Annotated in this window: 22 protein-coding genes; 9 read left to right on the top strand and 13 right to left on the bottom strand. The window is 31.9% G+C overall.

Features of this window, described 5'->3' with window-relative positions:
* Positions 1 to 44 precede the first annotated feature (44 nt).
* Together H5T44_05370 and H5T44_05365 are read right to left on the bottom strand one after the other, a co-directional pair.
* Positions 45 to 332 carry a DUF86 domain-containing protein gene (locus H5T44_05370; GenBank protein ID MBC7081653.1) on the bottom strand — a complete coding sequence of 96 codons (288 nt, stop codon included), beginning with the start codon at positions 330 to 332 and terminating at the stop codon, positions 45 to 47.
* A 103-nt stretch (positions 333 to 435) separates the two neighbouring features.
* Complete coding sequence (locus H5T44_05365; GenBank protein MBC7081652.1) at positions 436 to 639, bottom strand: nucleotidyltransferase domain-containing protein; 204 nt, start codon at positions 637 to 639, stop codon at positions 436 to 438.
* 243 nt (positions 640 to 882) lie between these two features.
* Here H5T44_05365 and H5T44_05360 point away from each other — a divergent pair, with 243 nt between their 5' ends.
* Entirely contained in the window at positions 883 to 1,683 is an 801-nt protein-coding gene (locus H5T44_05360) for a hypothetical protein (GenBank protein MBC7081651.1), read from the top strand.
* 500 nt (positions 1,684 to 2,183) lie between these two features.
* Positions 2,184 to 3,146 carry an FkbM family methyltransferase gene (locus H5T44_05355; protein ID MBC7081650.1) on the top strand — a complete coding sequence of 321 codons (963 nt, stop codon included), beginning with the start codon at positions 2,184 to 2,186 and terminating at the stop codon, positions 3,144 to 3,146.
* Positions 3,147 to 3,149: 3 nt separating this feature from the next.
* Here the strand turns inward: H5T44_05355 and H5T44_05350 are convergent, their stop codons facing one another.
* Genes H5T44_05350 through H5T44_05340 form a run of 3 tightly spaced genes read right to left on the bottom strand, consistent with a single transcriptional unit; the run spans position 3,150 to position 5,357 of the window.
* Positions 3,150 to 4,199, bottom strand: coding sequence for a glycosyltransferase family 4 protein (locus H5T44_05350; protein MBC7081649.1), 1,050 nt, complete (start codon positions 4,197 to 4,199; stop codon positions 3,150 to 3,152).
* Positions 4,196 to 4,864 carry a hypothetical protein gene (locus H5T44_05345; GenBank protein ID MBC7081648.1) on the bottom strand — a complete coding sequence of 223 codons (669 nt, stop codon included), beginning with the start codon at positions 4,862 to 4,864 and terminating at the stop codon, positions 4,196 to 4,198. The genes H5T44_05350 and H5T44_05345 overlap by 4 nt, the downstream gene beginning before the upstream one ends.
* Before the next feature lie 46 nt (positions 4,865 to 4,910).
* Positions 4,911 to 5,357, bottom strand: coding sequence for an HAD family hydrolase (locus tag H5T44_05340; GenBank protein ID MBC7081647.1), 447 nt, complete (start codon positions 5,355 to 5,357; stop codon positions 4,911 to 4,913).
* Positions 5,358 to 5,426: 69 nt separating this feature from the next.
* Between H5T44_05340 and H5T44_05335 the strand changes: the two genes are divergently transcribed.
* Entirely contained in the window at positions 5,427 to 6,422 is a 996-nt protein-coding gene (locus tag H5T44_05335) for a GHMP kinase (GenBank protein ID MBC7081646.1), read from the top strand.
* Complete coding sequence (locus tag H5T44_05330; GenBank protein ID MBC7081645.1) at positions 6,419 to 6,970, top strand: D-sedoheptulose 7-phosphate isomerase; 552 nt, start codon at positions 6,419 to 6,421, stop codon at positions 6,968 to 6,970. The genes H5T44_05335 and H5T44_05330 overlap by 4 nt, the downstream gene beginning before the upstream one ends.
* On the opposite strand, the gene H5T44_05325 is transcribed toward H5T44_05330, so the two are convergent.
* The 8 genes from H5T44_05325 to H5T44_05290 are packed head-to-tail and all read right to left on the bottom strand — an operon-like array spanning position 6,971 to position 15,903.
* A complete protein-coding gene (locus H5T44_05325; GenBank protein ID MBC7081644.1) occupies positions 6,971 to 7,120 on the bottom strand; it encodes a hypothetical protein in 150 nt (49 codons plus the stop codon).
* Entirely contained in the window at positions 7,117 to 8,166 is a 1,050-nt protein-coding gene (locus H5T44_05320; GenBank protein MBC7081643.1) for a glycosyltransferase family 4 protein, read from the bottom strand. Before H5T44_05320 ends, H5T44_05325 begins: the two co-directional genes overlap by 4 nt.
* Positions 8,163 to 9,131, bottom strand: a complete 969-nt coding sequence (locus H5T44_05315; protein ID MBC7081642.1) for a glycosyltransferase — start codon at positions 9,129 to 9,131, stop codon at positions 8,163 to 8,165. The genes H5T44_05320 and H5T44_05315 overlap by 4 nt, the downstream gene beginning before the upstream one ends.
* A gap of 28 nt (positions 9,132 to 9,159) precedes the next feature.
* A complete protein-coding gene (locus H5T44_05310) occupies positions 9,160 to 10,650 on the bottom strand; it encodes a flippase (GenBank protein ID MBC7081641.1) in 1,491 nt (496 codons plus the stop codon).
* An 18-nt stretch (positions 10,651 to 10,668) separates the two neighbouring features.
* Entirely contained in the window at positions 10,669 to 13,701 is a 3,033-nt protein-coding gene (locus tag H5T44_05305; GenBank protein MBC7081640.1) for an isoleucine--tRNA ligase, read from the bottom strand.
* Between the two features lie 36 nt (positions 13,702 to 13,737).
* Positions 13,738 to 14,169: a hypothetical protein gene (locus H5T44_05300; protein ID MBC7081639.1), complete on the bottom strand. Its 432-nt coding sequence runs from the start codon at positions 14,167 to 14,169 to the stop codon at positions 13,738 to 13,740.
* A 13-nt stretch (positions 14,170 to 14,182) separates the two neighbouring features.
* A complete protein-coding gene (locus H5T44_05295; GenBank protein MBC7081638.1) occupies positions 14,183 to 14,605 on the bottom strand; it encodes an NUDIX domain-containing protein in 423 nt (140 codons plus the stop codon).
* On the bottom strand, positions 14,605 to 15,903 hold the full coding sequence (locus H5T44_05290) for a hypothetical protein (protein MBC7081637.1): 1,299 nt from the start codon (positions 15,901 to 15,903) through the stop codon (positions 14,605 to 14,607). Before H5T44_05290 ends, H5T44_05295 begins: the two co-directional genes overlap by 1 nt.
* A gap of 68 nt (positions 15,904 to 15,971) precedes the next feature.
* On the opposite strand from H5T44_05290, the gene asnS reads away from it, so the two are divergent.
* The 5 genes from asnS to H5T44_05265 all read left to right on the top strand — a co-directional run.
* Positions 15,972 to 17,261, top strand: coding sequence for an asparagine--tRNA ligase (asnS, locus tag H5T44_05285; GenBank protein MBC7081636.1), 1,290 nt, complete (start codon positions 15,972 to 15,974; stop codon positions 17,259 to 17,261).
* Positions 17,258 to 17,872 (top strand): isochorismatase family protein, encoded by a 615-nt coding sequence (locus H5T44_05280; GenBank protein ID MBC7081635.1) that lies wholly within the window; start codon positions 17,258 to 17,260, stop codon positions 17,870 to 17,872. The genes asnS and H5T44_05280 overlap by 4 nt, the downstream gene beginning before the upstream one ends.
* Positions 17,856 to 18,719, top strand: a complete 864-nt coding sequence (locus H5T44_05275; GenBank protein ID MBC7081634.1) for an NAD(P)/FAD-dependent oxidoreductase — start codon at positions 17,856 to 17,858, stop codon at positions 18,717 to 18,719. Before H5T44_05280 ends, H5T44_05275 begins: the two co-directional genes overlap by 17 nt.
* Entirely contained in the window at positions 18,716 to 19,600 is an 885-nt protein-coding gene (locus tag H5T44_05270) for a radical SAM protein (protein MBC7081633.1), read from the top strand. Before H5T44_05275 ends, H5T44_05270 begins: the two co-directional genes overlap by 4 nt.
* 28 nt (positions 19,601 to 19,628) lie before the next feature.
* Positions 19,629 to 19,885, top strand: a 257-nt coding sequence (locus H5T44_05265; GenBank protein ID MBC7081632.1) for a hypothetical protein, incomplete at its 3' end; no start/stop codon positions are given.

Genomic DNA, 19,885 nt, shown 5'->3' with positions numbered 1-19,885 from the left:
TCAACTTTTGGTATATCTATGAATTAAAACATTTCTAAAACCCCTCATTTTCTTTGCTTTTTCACACATGTTTTTATCCAAAATTTTGTTTTTATATAGTAAATCAAAAATGTTTTCTTCTTCAGTAGAAATCCAAGCTTTTCTGCTGAAACGATCAATGCCCCAACATCTATCATTGCTTCAATTGCAATCTCTATTGTTTTTTCACATGCCCTTCTTTTAATTAAATCATTCATGTATCCCTCTTTTGATGGGAGCATTAATTTAAGTTCCTCTATATAATTTATCATCTCATTTAACTTATTCAGAATTCTTTTCCTTTCTTCCTTCATTTCATACCTCTATACTTTCATAAAATATTTTCAGGCGAGGTTTAAAACATTCAAATTCCTTCAAAGTTCTTAGAAAAATTGAGAAAGTTTCATTGAAATCCTTTTAATATAATATATTCCCCTTGCTGATTACTTCCTTTTTTATATAGATAGGTAAATCTTGAAAAATTTGGATATCAACATTTTCGCTAATATTTCCCAGCACTTCTATTCTAAATTTAAACCTTTCCTCTCTTATATCATCATAATAAACTGAAATATCGATATCCGATAAAGGTGTATTTTTTTCCCTTCGCCATTGAGCCATAAATTGAAATAAATTTTACCTTATTCCCCCTATTTTGAGTATTTTATCCACTATTGATTTAATGTTTTTCATAACATAAAAGTAATCATATTTTTTAAAACTATCCAAATAATATTTTTAGATTATGAAAATAAATACTATTCTTATGGGGATACTTCATGGCTTAATTTTTAATTCCAAAAATTTGTTATCAATGAATTTGTCTTCCGTTACTTATATATAGAGAAAAATTTATCTCGTTTAATGAAGATTATTGTTGGGGTTCCTATAAATTCAAAAACAGCTTATATTATAGATGAGTTTATAAAAAATCAGAAAGAGATCCAAGAAAGCACAAAAAGTGGCGAAGTAAAGACGATATTTGCGACTGAAGAAATTGATTTTATGTGGACACTAAATGATAAAATTAAGAAAGCGAAAATGAACGGGGATGCAATATTTTTTTCCATAGAAAAACCCGAGAATGCAAAAGATAGAATATGGACAATTGTTGCTGCAAGAAATTCTATAAGAGAATATTTTTTGTCTCATGAAAGCGATTACTTGGTTTTTATAGATGGAGATATGGTATATAACCCAAAAATAATTGATAAAATGGTAGAAAAAGTTGATGAAGGATATGATATTGTGGTGCATTTATATGAAGCGAGACAAGGTGTTGGCTTACTTCATGGTGCTTTTGGCGGAATTTTAATAAAGAGATGGATAATGGAAAAAATTAAGTTTAGATGTTTTGAAACAGAAGATGGTTTGGTGGGTAATGAAGGTTGGTGTTTTTGGTATGATTTAAAGAGATATAAAATAAAAGCAAAGATTTTTAGAGGTATAATAGCAGAAACCTTGCATTATAACTCAAAAAATGAATTCACTATTACTCCTGAAAGAAGCTTAAAGACAAGAGAGAGAATAAGAGAATGGGGTAAAAATTTGCTATCTCTTCTTTCTATTTTTCCAGAGGAGAAAGCTCTTAGATTGGCTCTTCTATTGAGAATCATAGCTAGAGACCCTGCTGCAAGAGGAGAATTAGGTAAAAAATTAATATAAAGGCAATGCTCTCTTCCCTCAGTCGTGTTTGAGAAGAATTAACACTCTCTGGATAAAATAAATTTTAATTTATATTTTTGTTCAATATCCACAAAAAGGAAAGATATGAAATTTAAGAAAAATGCAAAATTTGTGAAATGTGCTTTGCTGAAAATTATTGAAGAATGCTTCTTTGATAATAAAAAAATAGATTTTACAACCCCAACAGCCTGTTATAGAGTAAAAATTTAGATTTTTTTAACCCTCTAACCCTCTTATCCGCTAATTAGGGAATCTTTTTCCAAGTTTCATAACTTTTTGTTTTTCATGGCTTCAGGAAGAGAAGATTTTCTCTCTATATTGCAAAAATTCTGGCATTCCATGTAGGCTACCACCACAATATCTGCAATTATAGTTGCATAAAGGAGTTACAATCACAATATAAAGCACAATTAAAAAGGCGAAGGAATTAAAAAATTTAGCTTTTAGAAAAATTTTAAAAGTGAAATAAATTTTCTTTCATGGAATTGGAATTTGACCCAAATAAAAATATTGGTAAATTGGATTTTATTCATATCGTTTACTCCTACCTGAGAACTCTTTTGACAACTTTCTTACATGGTTATAACATTGTAAAAAATTGGTACGATGTTATTCTATTTAAATTTAAGCTGAAAAAAAATATAGTTGTAAATTTTAGAAATGGAGAAAAATTTGAAATCAATTCCTTTGGAGACCATCAAAATTCTTGGAATAATATATCAAAAGCTGTCTTAAAAGAAAAAATTAAATCCTACGGAATTAAATTAAATTTTGAGGAAGAAAAGATTTCTTTTGAATGGAATGGAAATAAGTTAATATTTTTAGAAACTTTTGACACATTATATTTGATCTTTGAACAATTTGTTGAGGATCACCTTTCACGGCTTGATGTTAAAGATAAAATAGTTATTGATATAGGCGCTAACATTGGAGATAGTGCTATCTATTTTGCTTTAAAGGGTGCTAAACATATTTACGCATTTGAACCATATCCTTATTCTTATCAGTTTGCCAGAAAAAACATAGAATTAAACAAATTGCAGAATAAGATTACTTTGCTGAATGAAGGAATAGGAAAAAAAGAAAAATATATCAAAATTCCTCCAGATTTTGAGAGCAAAGGAGGAGAGGATTTAAAAGAATTTAAAGAAGGAAAAGAAGTCAAGATTACTACATTAGAAGAAGTTATAAATCGTTTTAATATAAATTCTGCTGTTTTAAAAATGGATTGTGAAGGTTGTGAGTATTCCTCTATTTTGAATTGCGATGTATTGAAACATTTTAACCAAATAATGATAGACTATCATTATGGTTATAAAAATTTGGTTGAAAAGTTAAAAAAAGAGGGATTTAAAGTTGAATATACTCTCCCAAAATTCTCTTATAATCCTTCTTCCACCAATCCAAAAATGTATGTTGGTTGGATCTATGCTTCATTATAGTAGTTAAGCAACCTCTTCATAAACCTCTTTTGCTTCTTTTGCTGATTTTTCCCAATTGAATTTTTTAGCATAACTTATCAATTCTTTCTCTGGTTTTTTATTTTCAATTGCTTTTCTTATTGCTTTTGCAAAATCCTCTGAATTGTTAAAAGAATAAAACGCTTTATCCTGCAAAATTTCTCTATTTATTTCATTATCTAAACAAACAACATTTGTTCCGCAAGCCATTGCTTCAAGAGGAGGTAACCCTAATCCCTCATATAAAGAAGGCCATACAAATATCTCAACATTGCTGTAATATTTTCTTAATAATTCATCATCAATTTCTTTAAGCCATTCAACATTCAAATTATTTTTTGAAATAAATTCGCTATATTTATTCCACCATTTCAAGCTCGCTTTACTTTCTTTTCCTATTATAATGAATTTATATTCCTCTTCGTACTTTTCTTTTAAAATTTTCATTGCCCTCAAAACAAGTTGAGCATTTTTATAAATTCTTAATTCCCCTACAAAGAGAAGAGAATTTGAGAGCTTTTCTTTAAAATCCTTATCCTTAACTGGATAGAATTTTTCATCAACATCACGATATATAACTCTTATTTTATTTTCCCTTATTTTTGCGATATTAATCAAATCATTTTTTGTTGTTTCACTTATTGCTATAATTCTTTTTGCTCTTCTTATTAAAGGCAAGCAGGAAAGCCATAGACCTTTTTCAAAAACACTAATGGTTTCCTTTATTTCTGGAATATCTTTCAACCCAATAACATCATGAGCAGTTACAACATCTGCATATTTTGTTGCTGTAAATTGAGAAGATGCATGAAATAAATCATATCCATCTGGCTTTTTGCTGAAATATTGCAATACCAAAACCCATACTCTATTTGGAATAGGATGAATACCTATTTCCTTTTTATTAATTGCAACTTTCTCAATATCTATATCATAATTTTTTAATCCAGAAATGAGCGAATTTTCATATCTTTCAACACCAACATATTTTATATATTTTGAACTTTGAAAAGTGAGTAATCCAACTCTCATCATCTCATCCCCTTTAAATATCCTAGGCCCCAGGCAATATGTGCAACTGGAATTAAAAATGCTGATTTTATTATTCTCCTTGCATTTTTATATTTTGAATGGGAAGTTGCAGAGCCATAAACGCAAAGAAGGAAGTAGGATAAAATGAAGGCAAGAAGTAAATATATAAATATAGGAGAAAATAAAATCCAAAAAATTATTGAGAAAATTAAAAAAATTGGAAAGAATAATATTGCAAGAGAAGGTAAAATATGGAATATGCTTTTCAGCTCTTTATATTTTTTATTTGCAATTGCTCTTCCTAAGCCATATCTATATATTTGCTTCCATAAGCCCTTCAAACTATTTCTCCTCTTATGAGGCATTCCCAATTCTGGATCAAAAAGAATTTTTCCCCCTTTTTTCCTTATTTCATAATCAAAAACAACATCCTCAGCAGTTGGCAGACTTTCAGCTCCTTTATTTACCGACTTTGCAAAACTAAATTCTGGACCACTTGACTCAACCGCAGAAACAATCACATCCATCTCTAAATCTTCTGCATTTTCATGTATGCTCTTCATTAAATTTTTAAAAAGAAGGTTTCCCTCCACTGACTTTGTTGGAACTACAATATTTAGTAACTCATCATAATTTTCATTTTTTACATTGAAATGAATTATCCTCATCAAAATAAGTAAATTCTAAAAGGTATTTTAGCATTTTTACCAAATTTTACCTCCTAAACAAAATATATTTTATCCCTAATCTTCTTGCCATTTCTCCATCTATATCATCTCTATCGCCTACTACTATGGAGTTTTTTAAGTCAATGTTGAAGTCCTTGAGGGCTTGCTCTATTAAGCCTGTTTTTGGCTTCCTGCAATTGCAGTTGTCCTCTGGCTTGTGGGGGCAGAAGTAGATGGCGTCTATTCTTACTCCTCGCTTTTCTAATTCTTGTCTTAGGAGGGAATTGAAATGATGCATCTGTTGCTCTGTGAAGTAGCCTCTTCCTATGCCACTCTGATTTGTGATAATGATGAGGAGATAGCCTTTTTGCTGATATTCTCTCATCAGTTCTACTGCATCTTCATATATTTTGAGGTGCTCGGGCTTGTGAGGATATTCTGGTTCATTTGCATTTATCGTGCCATCACGATCAATAAAGAGAGCGGGAGACATTGATTTGATAATTCCAAGAATATTTTAAATTATCGAAAAAAATTTATCATACCTTTATTTTTATTGGTGATGCAGACAATTCGCTCTCGCTCTCCAATGCGAATTTCATTTGCCGGAGGAGGGACAGATATAAAAGCATATTTTGAGAAATATGGAGGAGTAGTTATCTCCGCAACAATTGGAATATATGCTTATAGTAGCCTAACACCAAGAAATGATAAAATAGTTTTTATCAAAGAGCCCGCTTTTAATATTGATTATAGCATTGATTTGAAAAACGGGAATGTTAGAGGAAAAGCTTCTCAATTTTTTGATGCAATAATAAAGCATTTTAAACCAGAGAATGGCTTCTATTTAATTTCTCACATTGATACTGAATATGGCTCTGGCCTTGGCTCTTCTTCCGCCATGATGGTTTCATTGGTAGGGGTATTCAATAAATGGCTGAATTTGAATTTGAATGAATATGAAATTGCAAATCTTGCATGTAAAATAGAAAGAGAGGATTTGGCAATAGCTGGCGGATTTCAAGATCAATACGCAAGCACATTCGGTGGATTCAATTTCATAGAATTTAAAAAAGATGATATAATAGTAAATAGAATGAAAATAAAGCAGGATGTAATAAATGAATTGCAATTCCGCTTATTGCTTGTAAATCTTCATGCCCCTCGCTTTTCTGGAATAATTCATAAACAAATGCAGAAAACATTGAATGAGCCCGAAGTTTTGGAGCATTATGAAGCAATAAAAAAATTGGCGATAGAGATAAAAAATAGAATTTATAAAGGTAATTTTGATGATTTTGGCCACTTGCTTAAAGAAGAATGGGGACATAAAAAAAAGTTGAGTGAGGGAATAACAAATCCTCAAATAGATGCATTCTTTGAGCATTGTGAAAAAAATGGTGCATTAGGATATAAATTGCTTGGAGCGGGAGGAGGAGGATATGCCTTACTTTTTACTGATGCAGAGCATAAGCATGATTTAATAAAATCTCTCGCTGGATACGAAATAAGGAATGTTGAATTTGTTAAAAATGGTCTCGAGGTATGGAGCATATGAACATCTCCTCATACATTAACGAAGGTGTCAAAGCCCGTCAAAGCATAAATCCTCAAGAAATAGAAGAAATAGCAAATATTATTGTCTCTGCCTTAAAGAATGGCAAAAAAGTAATAGCTTTTGGAAATGGTGGTTCAGCAGCAGATGCCCAGCATTTTGTAGCAGAGCTAGTTGGCAAATTCCTCATTTCAAGAAAGCCATACAAAGCAATAGCCCTAACTACTAACACTTCCATTCTCACTGCAATAGGAAATGATTATGGCTTTGAAGAAGTATTCTCCCGCCAGATTCAAGCATTAGCAGACAAGGGAGATGTTGTCATCGGCATAAGCACCTCTGGCTCATCAGAAAATGTGGTAAATGCCGTTATTGAAGCAAATAAGAGAGGAGCATATACCATTGCTTTAACTGGAAAAAGTGGTGGAAAATTGAAGGGATATGCAAATAAAACAATATTTGTAAATTCTGAATTAACTCCAATAATTCAAGAAACTCATATTACAATTCTTCATTTGATATGTATGCTCGTTGAGAGAAAATTAGAATAATTATTTTATTAATTTATTTACCGCATCTATATGCTTACAACTTTTTTTAAGAATATATTCCTTACAAGTGCAGGCTAAACCATTTCCCTTATCATAAACAAAAGCATCATTTACTTTATAAAGCATGTATCCTATTTTTTCAATTTTCATAATATTTCCTCATAAACTTCTTTTGTTTCTTTTGCTGATTTTTCCCAATTGAATTTTTTAGCATAACTTATCAATTCTTTCTCTGGTTTTTTATTTTCAATTGCTTTTCTTATTGCTTTTGCAAAATCCTCTGAATTGTTAAAAGAATAAAACGCTTTATCCTGCAAAATTTCTCTATTTATTTCATTATCTAAACAAACAACATTTGTTCCGCAAGCCATTGCTTCAAGAGGAGGTAACCCTAATCCCTCATATAAAGAAGGCCATACAAATATCTCAACATTGCTGTAATATTTTCTTAATAATTCATCATCAATTTCTTTAAGCCATTCAACATTCAAATTATTTTTTGAAATAAATTCGCTATATTTATTCCACCATTTCAAGCTCGCTTTACTTTCTTTTCCTATTATAATGAATTTATATTCCTCTTCGTACTTTTCTTTTAAAATTTTCATTGCCCTCAAAACAAGTTGAGCATTTTTATAAATTCTTAATTCCCCTACAAAGAGAAGAGAATTTGAGAGCTTTTCTTTAAAATCCTTATCCTTAACTGGATAGAATTTTTCATCAACATCACGATATATAACTCTTATTTTATTTTCCCTTATTTTTGCGATATTAATCAAATCATTTTTTGTTGTTTCACTTATTGCTATAATTCTTTTTGCTCTTCTTATTAAAGGCAAGCAGGAAAGCCATAGACCTTTTTCAAAAACACTAATGGTTTCCTTTATTTCTGGAATATCTTTCAACCCAATAACATCATGAGCAGTTACAACATCTGCATATTTTGTTGCTGTAAATTGAGAAGATGCATGAAATAAATCATATCCATCTGGCTTTTTGCTGAAATATTGCAATACCAAAACCCATACTCTATTTGGAATAGGATGAATACCTATTTCCTTTTTATTAATTGCAACTTTCTCAATATCTATATCATAATTTTTTAATCCAGAAATGAGCGAATTTTCATATCTTTCAACACCAACATATTTTATATATTTTGAACTTTGAAAAGTGAGTAATCCAACTCTCATCATCTCATCCCCTTTAAATATCCTAGGCCCCAGGCAATATGTGCAACTGGAATTAAAAATGCTGATTTTATTATTCTCCTTGCATTTTTATATTTTGAATGGGAAGTTGCAGAGCCATAAACGCAAAGAAGGAAGTAGGATAAAATGAAGGCAAGAAGTAAATATATAAATATAGGAGAAAATAAAATCCAAAAAATTATTGAGAAAATTAAAAAAATTGGAAAGAATAATATTGCAAGAGAAGGTAAAATATGGAATATGCTTTTCAGCTCTTTATATTTTTTATTTGCAATTGCTCTTCCTAAGCCATATCTATATATTTGCTTCCATAAGCCCTTCAAACTATTTCTCCTCTTATGAGGCATTCCCAATTCTGGATCAAAAAGAATTTTTCCCCCTTTTTTCCTTATTTCATAATCAAAAACAACATCCTCAGCAGTTGGCAGACTTTCATCAAATCTTATTCCTTTAATAAATTTTATACTATATGCAGAATTGCATCCTGGATTATGCTCTACTTCAGTAATCTCATTATAAACCTTTCCATATCTTGCGCTACCTGTAACAAACCTTGAAGAATAAACAATATCAACACATTTTGCAAAATCATTATCACTTTCTGGACTAAAATTTGCTCCTCCAATGCTTGCAACATCATATTTTTCAAAATCCTCAATTATTTTTTCAAGCCAATCCTCCGGTGGCAGGCAATCTGCATCTGTAAATGCTATATATGGAGTTGATACATTTTCCAGAGCTTTATTGCAAGCACTAGCCCTTGTTTTTCCATCGTCAAAAATAACCTTTGCTCCATATTTTTTAGCAATAGCAACGGTATTATCTTTTGAATGACCATCTACAACAAGAACATCGAAATTTTTAAATTTTTGATTTTTTAAAGCGAGCATGCATTCCTCTAGATCTTTTTCACAGTTCATTGTTGGTATGATAACTGTTATCTTCTTCATTGCGATTATATACCCAAAATATAAAAATTTATTTATTCTTTATCTCATCTTTAACATATCCAATCATTTTCATAGGATTTAAAGCATCCGCAAAGAAAACAAAATCCTCTTTCTTAAATTCTCTCAGAATGAAGAGAACAAAAAAGTAAATTATAAAGCCAAGAAAAGAAAATGCCAAAAGATGGTACCATCTCGCTACTGTAAAAAATCTCAAAACATAGGTAAGCAAAAAATATGATATAAGCGAAGAAATGGCATGTAAAGCTATCCTATAGCTTCCTCCAGTTTTTGCGACTCTAAATGCGATAAACCTTATATAAATCAAGCCCGCCAGATAGGAAAAAACTATTGCAACCGCTCCGCCTGCCAGCCCGATCCTCGGGAGCAATATGATATTCAATAAAACATTTAAAAATGCTATTATTGCCAACCTATTTCTCTCATATTTTGGCATATTCATTCCAGATAACATTGTTGAATAAGGCATGCTCAATGCTTCCAATATTAAAAAAATCGGGAAAATCTGCAGAACCATTATTGCGGGCATATATTGATCACTTATCAGGATATGAATTACTGCCTGAGACAGAGCAATCATCGTAACCACTATTGGAAAAACAATCATGCTCAGATATCTTTCAGAAATTTTTGTGACTCTCTTCATTTCCTCCAAATTATTTTTTGAATAAAGCTCTGATGTAATCGGAAACAGTAAGCTTGTGACCGCTGAAATGAAAAGCACAAGAAAGCGGGATAGATTTGAAACCGCAAAATATTGCCCGACTTCTTCCGCTCCATAAAAAATTTGAATTGCAACCCTGTCAAAATTCATTATTATAAGCGAGGATGCGCTTCCTATGGCAACAGGAATTGCAAATGAATAATAATATTTAAAATATTCCCGAGACCATTTTCCAAATTTATAATTAAAAAGAGATATTGCGGTTAAAAATTCAAATATTGAGCCAATAAGATAGGTATATGAAAGAAGCATTACACCCAGCCCGTAATAAGCAACAAATATTGTTGCTATGCATCTTGAGAGAGTTGAGGCAAAATTGGGGATTTGGTTTTTTGCAATTTCTTTTTTTGCATTAAATGTTACTGTAAATATTTGAGCTAAAACACTCAAAATGAAGGAACAGAGAATGATATACAGGGCTTTTTCATGCAGATCACTTTCAAATCCCCTTCCATTTATCTTCCATAATTCAATTGTTAAAAAAACAAGGAAAACCATTGAAAAAGAGAGAAATATTTTTGTCAATGCAAAAGTAGAAATGCATTTCTCTATATCTTTTCCTTCAGAAATTCTTTTTATATGAGCGGAATTAAATCCCAAATCTCCAAAAATAGAGAAAATTGAAATAAAACCATAGGCAAAACCAATAATTCCATATTCCCATGGTTGCATATATACCGCAATGAATTTAAGAGCAACATAGCCAAGAAATGCATTTGTAAGTTGCATCAATACAATTAATGCGGATTTTCTTGCAATTGATTTTTCCCCGATCACAAAAGTAATCTCTAACCCTTATATTTTCTTTATTCCTATAATTATTCTTTCATCATCTATATCCCATTCTTTAATATAACCATCCTGGGGCAAGCAATATTTTATTTCTTTGCTTCTTGTTTCATTCTTTACATAATCTTCCCATCCATCTATTCTATCCCTGCTTATATTTATTTCAACAATTATCTTTTCCTCCATTTCTAAATTCATTTCCTTCCTCATTTGCTGGATCCTCCTCACTATTTCTCTTGCAAATCCCTCCACAATAAGCTCCTCACTCTTAGTTATATTGAGCAAAACCTTTATACCATCTTTTTCACCAAAAATATATCCTTCCTTTTCCTTTATCTCAATTCTATAATCTTCTTCGCTTATTTCATATTCCTTTCCGTTGCAAATTATTTTTCCTTCTTTTAGCTTTTCAACCGAGCAATTCTCTATCAAATTTGCTATATTGCCCGCATCTTTTTTATATTTTTTACCAAGAGATGCAAGATTTGCCTTAACCTTCTTTTCCATATATTCCTCAATATTCTCAACAAAAATTATATTCTTAACATTTGTCTCTTCTTTTATCAAATTTATTACCTCCTCTAATTCACCCCCCTCCTCCATGCTTATAATTGCTTCCTTAAGCGGATATCTCACTTTTATATTCTTTTTCGCCCTTAGTCCTCTGATAATTTCAGTTATTTCTCTTGCCAATCTCATTTTTTCCTCGAGTTTTTCATCTATCAGGCTTTCCTCCACTACAGGAAAATCACATAAATGCACACTCTCCCCTTTCATTTCCAAATATATTTTTTCTCCTATAAATGGTACAAATGGAGCGATTATTCTAGCCAGTGTTGAAAGAATTTCATATAAAGTTGAATAGCCAGATAATTTATCAAAATTCTGCTCTTCCGTCCAGAATCTCTTTCTGCAAAGCCTTATATACCAGTTGCTGAGCTCATCAACAACAAAATCCTCTATAGCCCTGCATGCCTTGTGTATCTCAAACTCCTCCATTCTTTTATCTACTTCCATTATAACTTTTTGCAATCTTGAAAGAATCCATCTATCAATCAGCTTTCTTTCCTTAACAAAATCTCTTTCATAATCAAATTTATCCAGGTTTGAGTATGTTTTATAGAAAGAATAGACATTCCACAGAGTAAGCAGGAATTGGCTGAGGGCATCTTTTATCGCCTTTTCATAAATTCTTTTCGGTTGCCAGGGGGGAGATGATGATAGGAGATACCATCTCAGCGCATCCGCCCCATATTTCGAGAAAATTTCGCTCGGCTCAATATAATTCCTTGCTTTTTTTGACATTTTTTGTCCTTTTTCATCCAATATTAAGCCAAGAGTTAGGACATTTTTATAGCATGTTTTATCAAATAAAAGAGTTGAAACCGCAAGCAAGGAATAGAACCATCCTCTTGTTTGGTCAATTGCCTCACAGATAAAATCTGCTGGAAAATTATTCATGAATTCTTCCTCATTTTCAAATGGATAATGCCATTGAGCAAAAAATGCACATCCAGAATCATACCATGCATCTATCACTTCCTCAACTCTCTTCATTTCTCCTCCACATTCACATTTTATTTTTATTTCATCTATAAAAGGACGGTGTAAATCGTAAGGTATTTTCCCAGCTAAATCCTTCAATTCTTTAATGCTACCTATACAAATCTCCTTTTTACATTTCTCACACACCCATATAGGCAAAGGAGTGCCCCAGTATCTTTTCCTTGATAGAGCCCAATCCCTTACATCTTTTATAAAGTCTAAAAATCTTCCATATTTCAAATTCTCTGGATACCATTTTATTTCTTCATTATTCTTCAAAAGATTGTCCCTTAGCTTTGACATTCCTATAAACCATGATTCAATTGCATAATATATTAGGGGTGAATCGCATCTCCAGCAAAATGGATATTGATGCCTATATTTTTGCTCACCTTCCAGCAATCCCCTCTCCTTCAAATTCTCTATAATTTCCTTATCCGCATCTTTAACAAATTTTCCAGAAAGCCACCCCGCCTCTTTTTTAAATTTTCCTTCATTATCAACAAGTTGAACCACTGGCAAATCATATTTAATTCCAACCTCATAGTCTTCTTCTCCAAATGCGGGAGCAATATGCACTATACCTGTTCCTTCATCCATTGTAACAAAAACAGCGGTAACAACATACCAGCATTTTTTATCTGGCTCAACAAATTTATAGAGTGGTTCATATTCTATTCCTTTTAGTTCCATTCCCTTAAATACATCTAAAACCCTATACTCTTTTAAAATAGATTTTGCCCTTGCTTCCGCCAATATAATTTTCTCTCCATTATATTCTATTTTTACATATAGCTCATCTGGATGAACTGCAAGAGCAACATTTGAAATTAAGGTCCAAGGTGTTGTTGTCCATGCGAGCAAAAACTCATCCTTTCCCTTTATTTTAAATTTTACAAAAATAGAGTCATCTTCCACTTCTTTATATCCTTGGGCAACTTCATGTGATGATAGAGTTGTTCCACATCTAGGGCAATAAGGTGTAACCCTATAACCACGATAAAGCAATCCTCTTTTCCATGCTTCTTTAAGCGACCACCAGACAGATTCTATATAAAGATTATCAAGAGTAATATAAGGATTTTCCATATCTATCCAAAATCCAACCCTTTTCGTCATTTCTTTCCATGCTTCTTCATATTTAAAAACATTTTTTTTGCATTCCTGATTAAATTTCTCAATTCCAAATTCCTCTATTTCCTGTTTGTTTTTTAGCCCTAAAATTTTTTCAACTTCAATTTCTACAGGCAAGCCGTGTGTATCCCATCCCGCTTTTCTTGCAACATAATATCCTTTCATTGTTTTATACCTCAAAACCACATCTTTAACTGTTCTTGTTAAAACATGTCCGGGATGGGGCATGCCATTTGCGGTTGGGGGGCCTTCAAGGAAAACAAATTTCTTTTCCCCTTTTCTTTTTTCAATGCTTTTTTTAAATATCTCATGCTCATTCCAGTATTTAAGTATTTCTTCTTCCATTTTTGGGTAATTCATGTTCAGAGGAAATAAAAGAATGATTAAAATATTTTTTTATGCTACTTCTGGTCCGCTTGGTCCGCTACCTCTTTTCCCTTTACTATCAAACCTTATCTGTGGCAATGGTATAGGGGGTGGTAACCTTAGCTCACGTGCTATTGCAACCGCCTCAGGGAGACAATAATGCATTATTGCGGTATGAATCTGAGAAGCTACTTCATCTGGCATATTTTTCTTATTTCTCCAATTATCCGCTATTTCTTCAGCATCCTCTCCTTCATATGAAAGTTCTCCTTCAAATCTTATTACACCCATTCCTCCATAGCTTGCAATATATTCAAATTCAATATATGCCTCATTTTTCTGTATAACAGAAAATAGTGTTATATTGCTGTTGTGATCTATTCTCACATTAACTGGATGAGAGAAATCCTTAATAAATCTTCTTGCTTCTATAGCCTTTATTCCTATGTTTTTGATTTTCATATATATTCATATCTCAATCACTATTTAAATTTTGGCAAAGAAAATCATAAGCTTTCCTCAGAACTTTTTTATCATTTTCATAAGTTATTCTATTAATAGCTTCATCATATTCAAGCCAACCAAAATCAGTATGCTCATAAGAAAGCTTGACATCAAAAGTATTGCTTTCCGCCAGCAAATAAATTACTTCCTTATAAATTGTCTCTCCTTCCTTTTTGTAAAAATAACTTATCTTCTCCTTAAATCCTTCTATTATCCTTAAATTCTCCCTTTTCAGGCCCGCCTCCTCCTCCGCCTCCCTGAAAAATGTCTCCTCAATTTTTTCTCCTTTCTCAATTTTCCCCTTTACAAAGCCCCAGTGCCCCCATCCATATTTCATCAATAAAAATTTCCTCTCTTTGAATATTATTCCCCCGCAGGATAATTCAAATGCCATTAGCCTACCTCTCTTACAAATTCTTCTAGAATTTTTTTATAATTTTCTCCTTCCGCATCAATCAATCTTTTAGCATATGAGGAAAGATGAATTCCAAAATCCTTTTCCATTCTGCTGTATTTCCACTCTTCACTTTTTATATCAAGAGAAAAAATAAATGCGTAAGATATAGCTTTTTCTTTAACATTCATTTTTCTCGCCTTTATCTCTCTCAGCAAGCCCTCCTTTCCATACAATTTATATGCTCTTGCAATGTTATCTATAAAATTTGCTATTTCCTTCGCCTCAATTTCTGGCAAACCTTTAATTATCTTCTCTTTCTCCTTTCTTTCATATTTCTCCTTTAAATCTTTTGTTGAGATACCATATTTTTCCAGCAATTTTGCTGATGAGGGTGAGGAAAGAATTATTCCTCTCTTTTCCTCTTTTAGAATTCTTTCTATTTCACTCTTTTCCCATTCTTTTGGGTCAATTTTTTCAATGAAAGCCTGAGCATTGTCTCCATAGCATTCATCTCCTATAACAAAAACTTTCTTGTCCTCAATTCTTGATAAAATCTCTCTTTTTGAAATATCTATAAATTCCTTATCACTTATCTCTCCTTCCCTGTATTTTCTATCATCGATTTTAAGCTCATCTTTCATGTAGCATTCTTTGCATTCATTTTTACAATTTATAAAATCATTTTCCAGCTCTATTTCTATTTCATTTTCAAAGGGGGGATAATAAAAATACTCGCTAATCTTCTTTAAAGAATTAAAATCATTACAAACTTTCATAATCTTTTCTTTCCATTTTATTAAAATACCTCTATCGCAACCAAATTTTTTTGAAATGAAATCAAAAAATTCATCTGGCATTTCCTTTGAGCAAATTAATCTATCTGGCAAAGAGAATAGATATATTTTATTCTTTTTTGCAATTTCTTCATAAGCAAGCAATCTTACATTTGGTTTATCCCAGTTCTGCAGGCCCGCAAGCAATTCATCTTTAACTTTCCCCCTTTTCGCATAATATATATTTTCATTTCCCGCCTTTATAAATGCAACATAAGGTATTTTTTGCTCATTCAGCATTATTGTTAGGGCAATTGCTGAAATAAATCCCTTCTTTTTGCACATTTTCTTTAAAAATTTTTCATCATCAATTTTTTCTATTTTATCTTTTATTTTCCTGAAATAGCATTTTGAGCATTTTCCCCCGCATTCTGGAATCAATTTTGCAGGATTTTCTTTTATTTCCTTTGCTATCCTTTTTATCCTTTCTTCCATTTGCTTTGTTGCTATCCTTAAATGCATAAAATTAATAGAAATAGATTATATCTTTTTTACCAAAAAAATTTTTTATTCTAAACTGTATTAAAGCAATGAAGTTTGATAAAATAAAAGATGCTCTTGAAAAAAATGAGGGAGAAGAAGCGAGCTTAAGGGGATGGATATATCGTAAAAGAAGCAGCGGAAAAATTATATTCCTAATTATAAGAGATACAACTGGCATTATGCAAGTAATTATTGAGAAAGAAAAAATAGGAGAAGAAGATTTTAAGAAAGCAGAGAAGGCATTGATTGAATCATCAATTGAAGTAGAAGGAGTCATTCATTTAGATGAGCGTGCGCCTGGGGGAAAAGAAATTCATGCAAAAAAAGTTAGAATAAAGGGCTTTGCGGAAGAATTTCCTATAACTGAATATCAGAGTGTTGAATTTTTGATGGATAAAAGGCATTTATGGATAAGGTCAAGAAAGCTAACAGAAGTTATGAAGTTGAAGGCAAAAATTCTTAAATTCATTCGCCAATGGTTTGATGAAAATGATTTTTATGAAGTAACCCCGAGCGTAATAACATTGAATGCCGCAGAGGGAGGTGCAACAGTTTTTTCCATTGATTATTTTGGTGAGCCAGCTTATTTAAGTCAAACCGCGCAGATGTATCTCGAGGCACTGATTTTCTCTCTCGAAAGAGTATGGAGCTTAACCCCTTCCTTCAGGGCGGAGAAATCCAAAACAAGGAAGCATTTAATAGAATTCTGGCACCTGGAGGCGGAGGAGGCGTGGGTGAATAATGAGGAAAATATGAGATTGCAAGAAGATTTAATAAGCTATGTCTGCCAGAGAGTTGCTAAGGAATGCAAAAATGAGCTTGATTTTCTTGGAAGAAATGCGGAAGATTTGAAGAAAGTTGAGCCACCTTTCAGGAGAATAAAATATGAAGAGGCAATCAGAATTTTGCAGGATAAGGGTTTTGATATAAAATGGGGAGATGACTTTGGTGCGGTGCATGAAAGAGCGATTGTTGAAGGTGAAGAAAAACCAATCTTCATAAAAAATTTTCCAGTTGAGGCAAAGGCATTTTATATGAAAATATCTCCAGATAAAAAAACTGTTGAATGCGCGGATATGCTTGCTCCAGAGGGTTATGGAGAAATTATAGGGGGATCAGAAAGAGAGGAAAATATAGAGAGCATGATTGAAAGGCTTAAGAAGGATGGAGCTAAAATTGAGAATTATGAGTGGTATTTTGATTTGAGGAGATATGGCTCAGTTCCTCACTCAGGTTTTGGCTTAGGTATGGAGAGGCTTGTCTGCTGGATTGCAAAGCTGGAGCATATAAGAGATGCAACACCTTTCCCACGCCTTTTAGGAAGGGCATATCCATGAAGGAAAAATATATGGAAAATAAAGGGAAATGGCTTGAAAAATTAAAGGATAGCAGGGGGAGGAAAAATATAAATTTTGATATTGAAAAATCCGCTCTCCTTATAATAGATATGCAGAATTATTTTCTAGATAAAAAATCGCACGCATATGTTCCCGCCAGTGAGGAAATCTTTGAAAATGTAATAGCGCTATCAAATTTATTTGAAAATGTAATCAAAACAAGGCATATTGATTCAATTGAAGAAAATAATTGCATGCTTAAATGGTGGGGTAAGAGAATAGACAGAGAGTTTGCAGAAATAGATCCAAGGATAAAAAAGGGAATTATGATTGAGAAGAACAGATATTCCGCTTTTTTCAATACAAATTTAAATGAAATATTGGAAAAAATGAATGTAAGGAGGGTTTATATCTCAGGTCTTTTAACAAATCTATGTTGTGAGAGCACCGCAAGAGATGCATTTTGTTATAACTATGATGTTTATCTCATCTGTGATGCAACCTGCACATATAAGGAAGAATATCATTTTGCGACATTGCTAAATCTATCGCATGGATTTGCAAAAATAGTAGCAACTGAAGAGGTATTAAAAAATGAAAAATGTTTTTGATTGCATAATTATCGGGGGCGGGCCCGCGGGATGTATGGCGGGCATTCATTTGCAGAGAAGTGGTTTTAATATCGTTTTAATTGAGAAGGAAAGGATAGGTGGATCATTGCATGATGCAAACATAATAGAAAATTATCCTGGATTTCCAGCTGGAATAAAAGGCCTAACTCTTGCAAAAAAATTGGAAGAGCATTTGTTTAGCATTGGAGTAAAAGTTATTTTTGATGAAGTTTTGAAAATTAAATTCAGAGGAAAATTTTTTGATTTAGTTTGTAAGAAAGGGAATTACAGAGCCAGGAGTTTAATTGTTGCAATAGGGCTGGTTAATAGGGAAAAATGGAAAAATAAAAGAATAAAAAATATTTATACAAGGGCGAGAGATTTGAAAAGCTGGAGAAATAAAGTTATTGCAATTCTTGGGTTAGGTGATACCGCTTTTGATGCTTCCCTGAGATTTTCATCCGCTTCAAAAATATATCTGATAGGAAGAAAAATAAAGGCAATTAAAGCTCTTGTTGAAAAAGTGAAAGAAATGGAAAATGTAAAAATTTTAAATAAAGATGTTTTAGGAATAAGCGAAAGTAAAAATAAAATTATAATCAGACTTTCTTCCAAAAAGAAAATTGAAGTGGATAAGGTTTTAATATGCTACGGAAAGAAAAGAAATAATGCAATATTTCCGGAGAATATAAAATCAAAATTAAGGAAAAAATTAATTGAAATTTATCCTGGATTATTCATTGCGGGTGACTTTGCAATGCCAGAAAAAAGATATATATCAATTGCATTTGCAACTGGAATTATGGCGGCGGAGGGCGCCATTAAATATTTAAGAGGTGAAAAATGAAGATAATATCAAAACACGGCAGGGAAGAGCACGCTCTCATATACACCGCAATGCTTAGGGAGGATCATTTTGTGGAGTTTGTTGATTCTGTTGAGCCAGGATTGGCAAGGGAGAAAAAATGGTGTATAATAGTTTCAACACAATTTGGATGCCCTGTAAATTGCAAGATTTGTGATGCGGGTGGGAAATTCATGGGAAATCTTACCGCTGGCGAAATTCTTTCTCAAATAAGATTTGTTATAAATTCAAGAAATGGTTTAAAAACAGAGAAATTGAAGGTTCATTTTGCTAGGATGGGAGAACCACTTTTAAATCCAAATATATTGGATGCACTAACTTTACTAAGAGAAGAGATAAAAGATGATTCTCTGATGCCCTGCATTGCGACTGTTGCACCAAAATTTAGCAAGGATATACTTTATAAAATTGCAGAAATAAAAAATGAATTATATAAAAATGGAAAATTCCAGATGCAATTTTCAATAAATACCACTGATGAAAAAATAAGGGATGAAATTATGCCAATTCCAAAAATGAGTTTTGAAGAAATTTCTGAATTTGGAGAATTTTATTTCAGGAAGGGTGATAGAAAAATAAATCTAAATTTTGCACTCGCAAAAGAATTTCCAGTGAATACAAAAATTATATCCAGATATTTTGATCCTGATAAATTTTTAATAAAAATTACTCCCCTTAATCCAACAGAAAATGCAATAAAGCATGGTTTTCATACATTAATTTCTTATGAAAAAAGAGAAAAACCGGGCATTGTTGATGAATTGATGGAGGAAGGATTTGATGTAATAATAAGTATAGGGGCAAAAGAAGAAATAGAGATAGGGAGTAATTGCGGGCAGTACATTAAAAAATTATCGGAATAGTTTTTTAAAGCAATAATTTATTCAAAGCATGAAGAAATTAATCTTTGCTCTAATTGTTTTCTTATTTCAGATGCCCTTTTACTCCGCAATAAATTATGAAAGCAATGAAAATATTTTCTATGGCTATACAAATTTTATTTACAGAGAAGGTTATCCTATCCTGCCATATAAATATGAAACATACATATTTCCATTTGGAACAGAAATAAAGGAAATAGAAGTAATGGAAAAAAATGTTGAAAAAATAAAAATAAGTGGAAAGATAGAGCCCGCTCCAGCACCTTA

The sequence above is a fragment of the Thermoplasmatales archaeon genome (assembly GCA_014361195.1).
Taxonomy (GTDB): Archaea; Thermoplasmatota; E2; order UBA202; family JdFR-43; genus JACIWB01.
The sequence above is the reverse complement of the archived record's forward strand: the minus strand, read 5'-3'. Positions and strand labels throughout refer to the sequence as shown.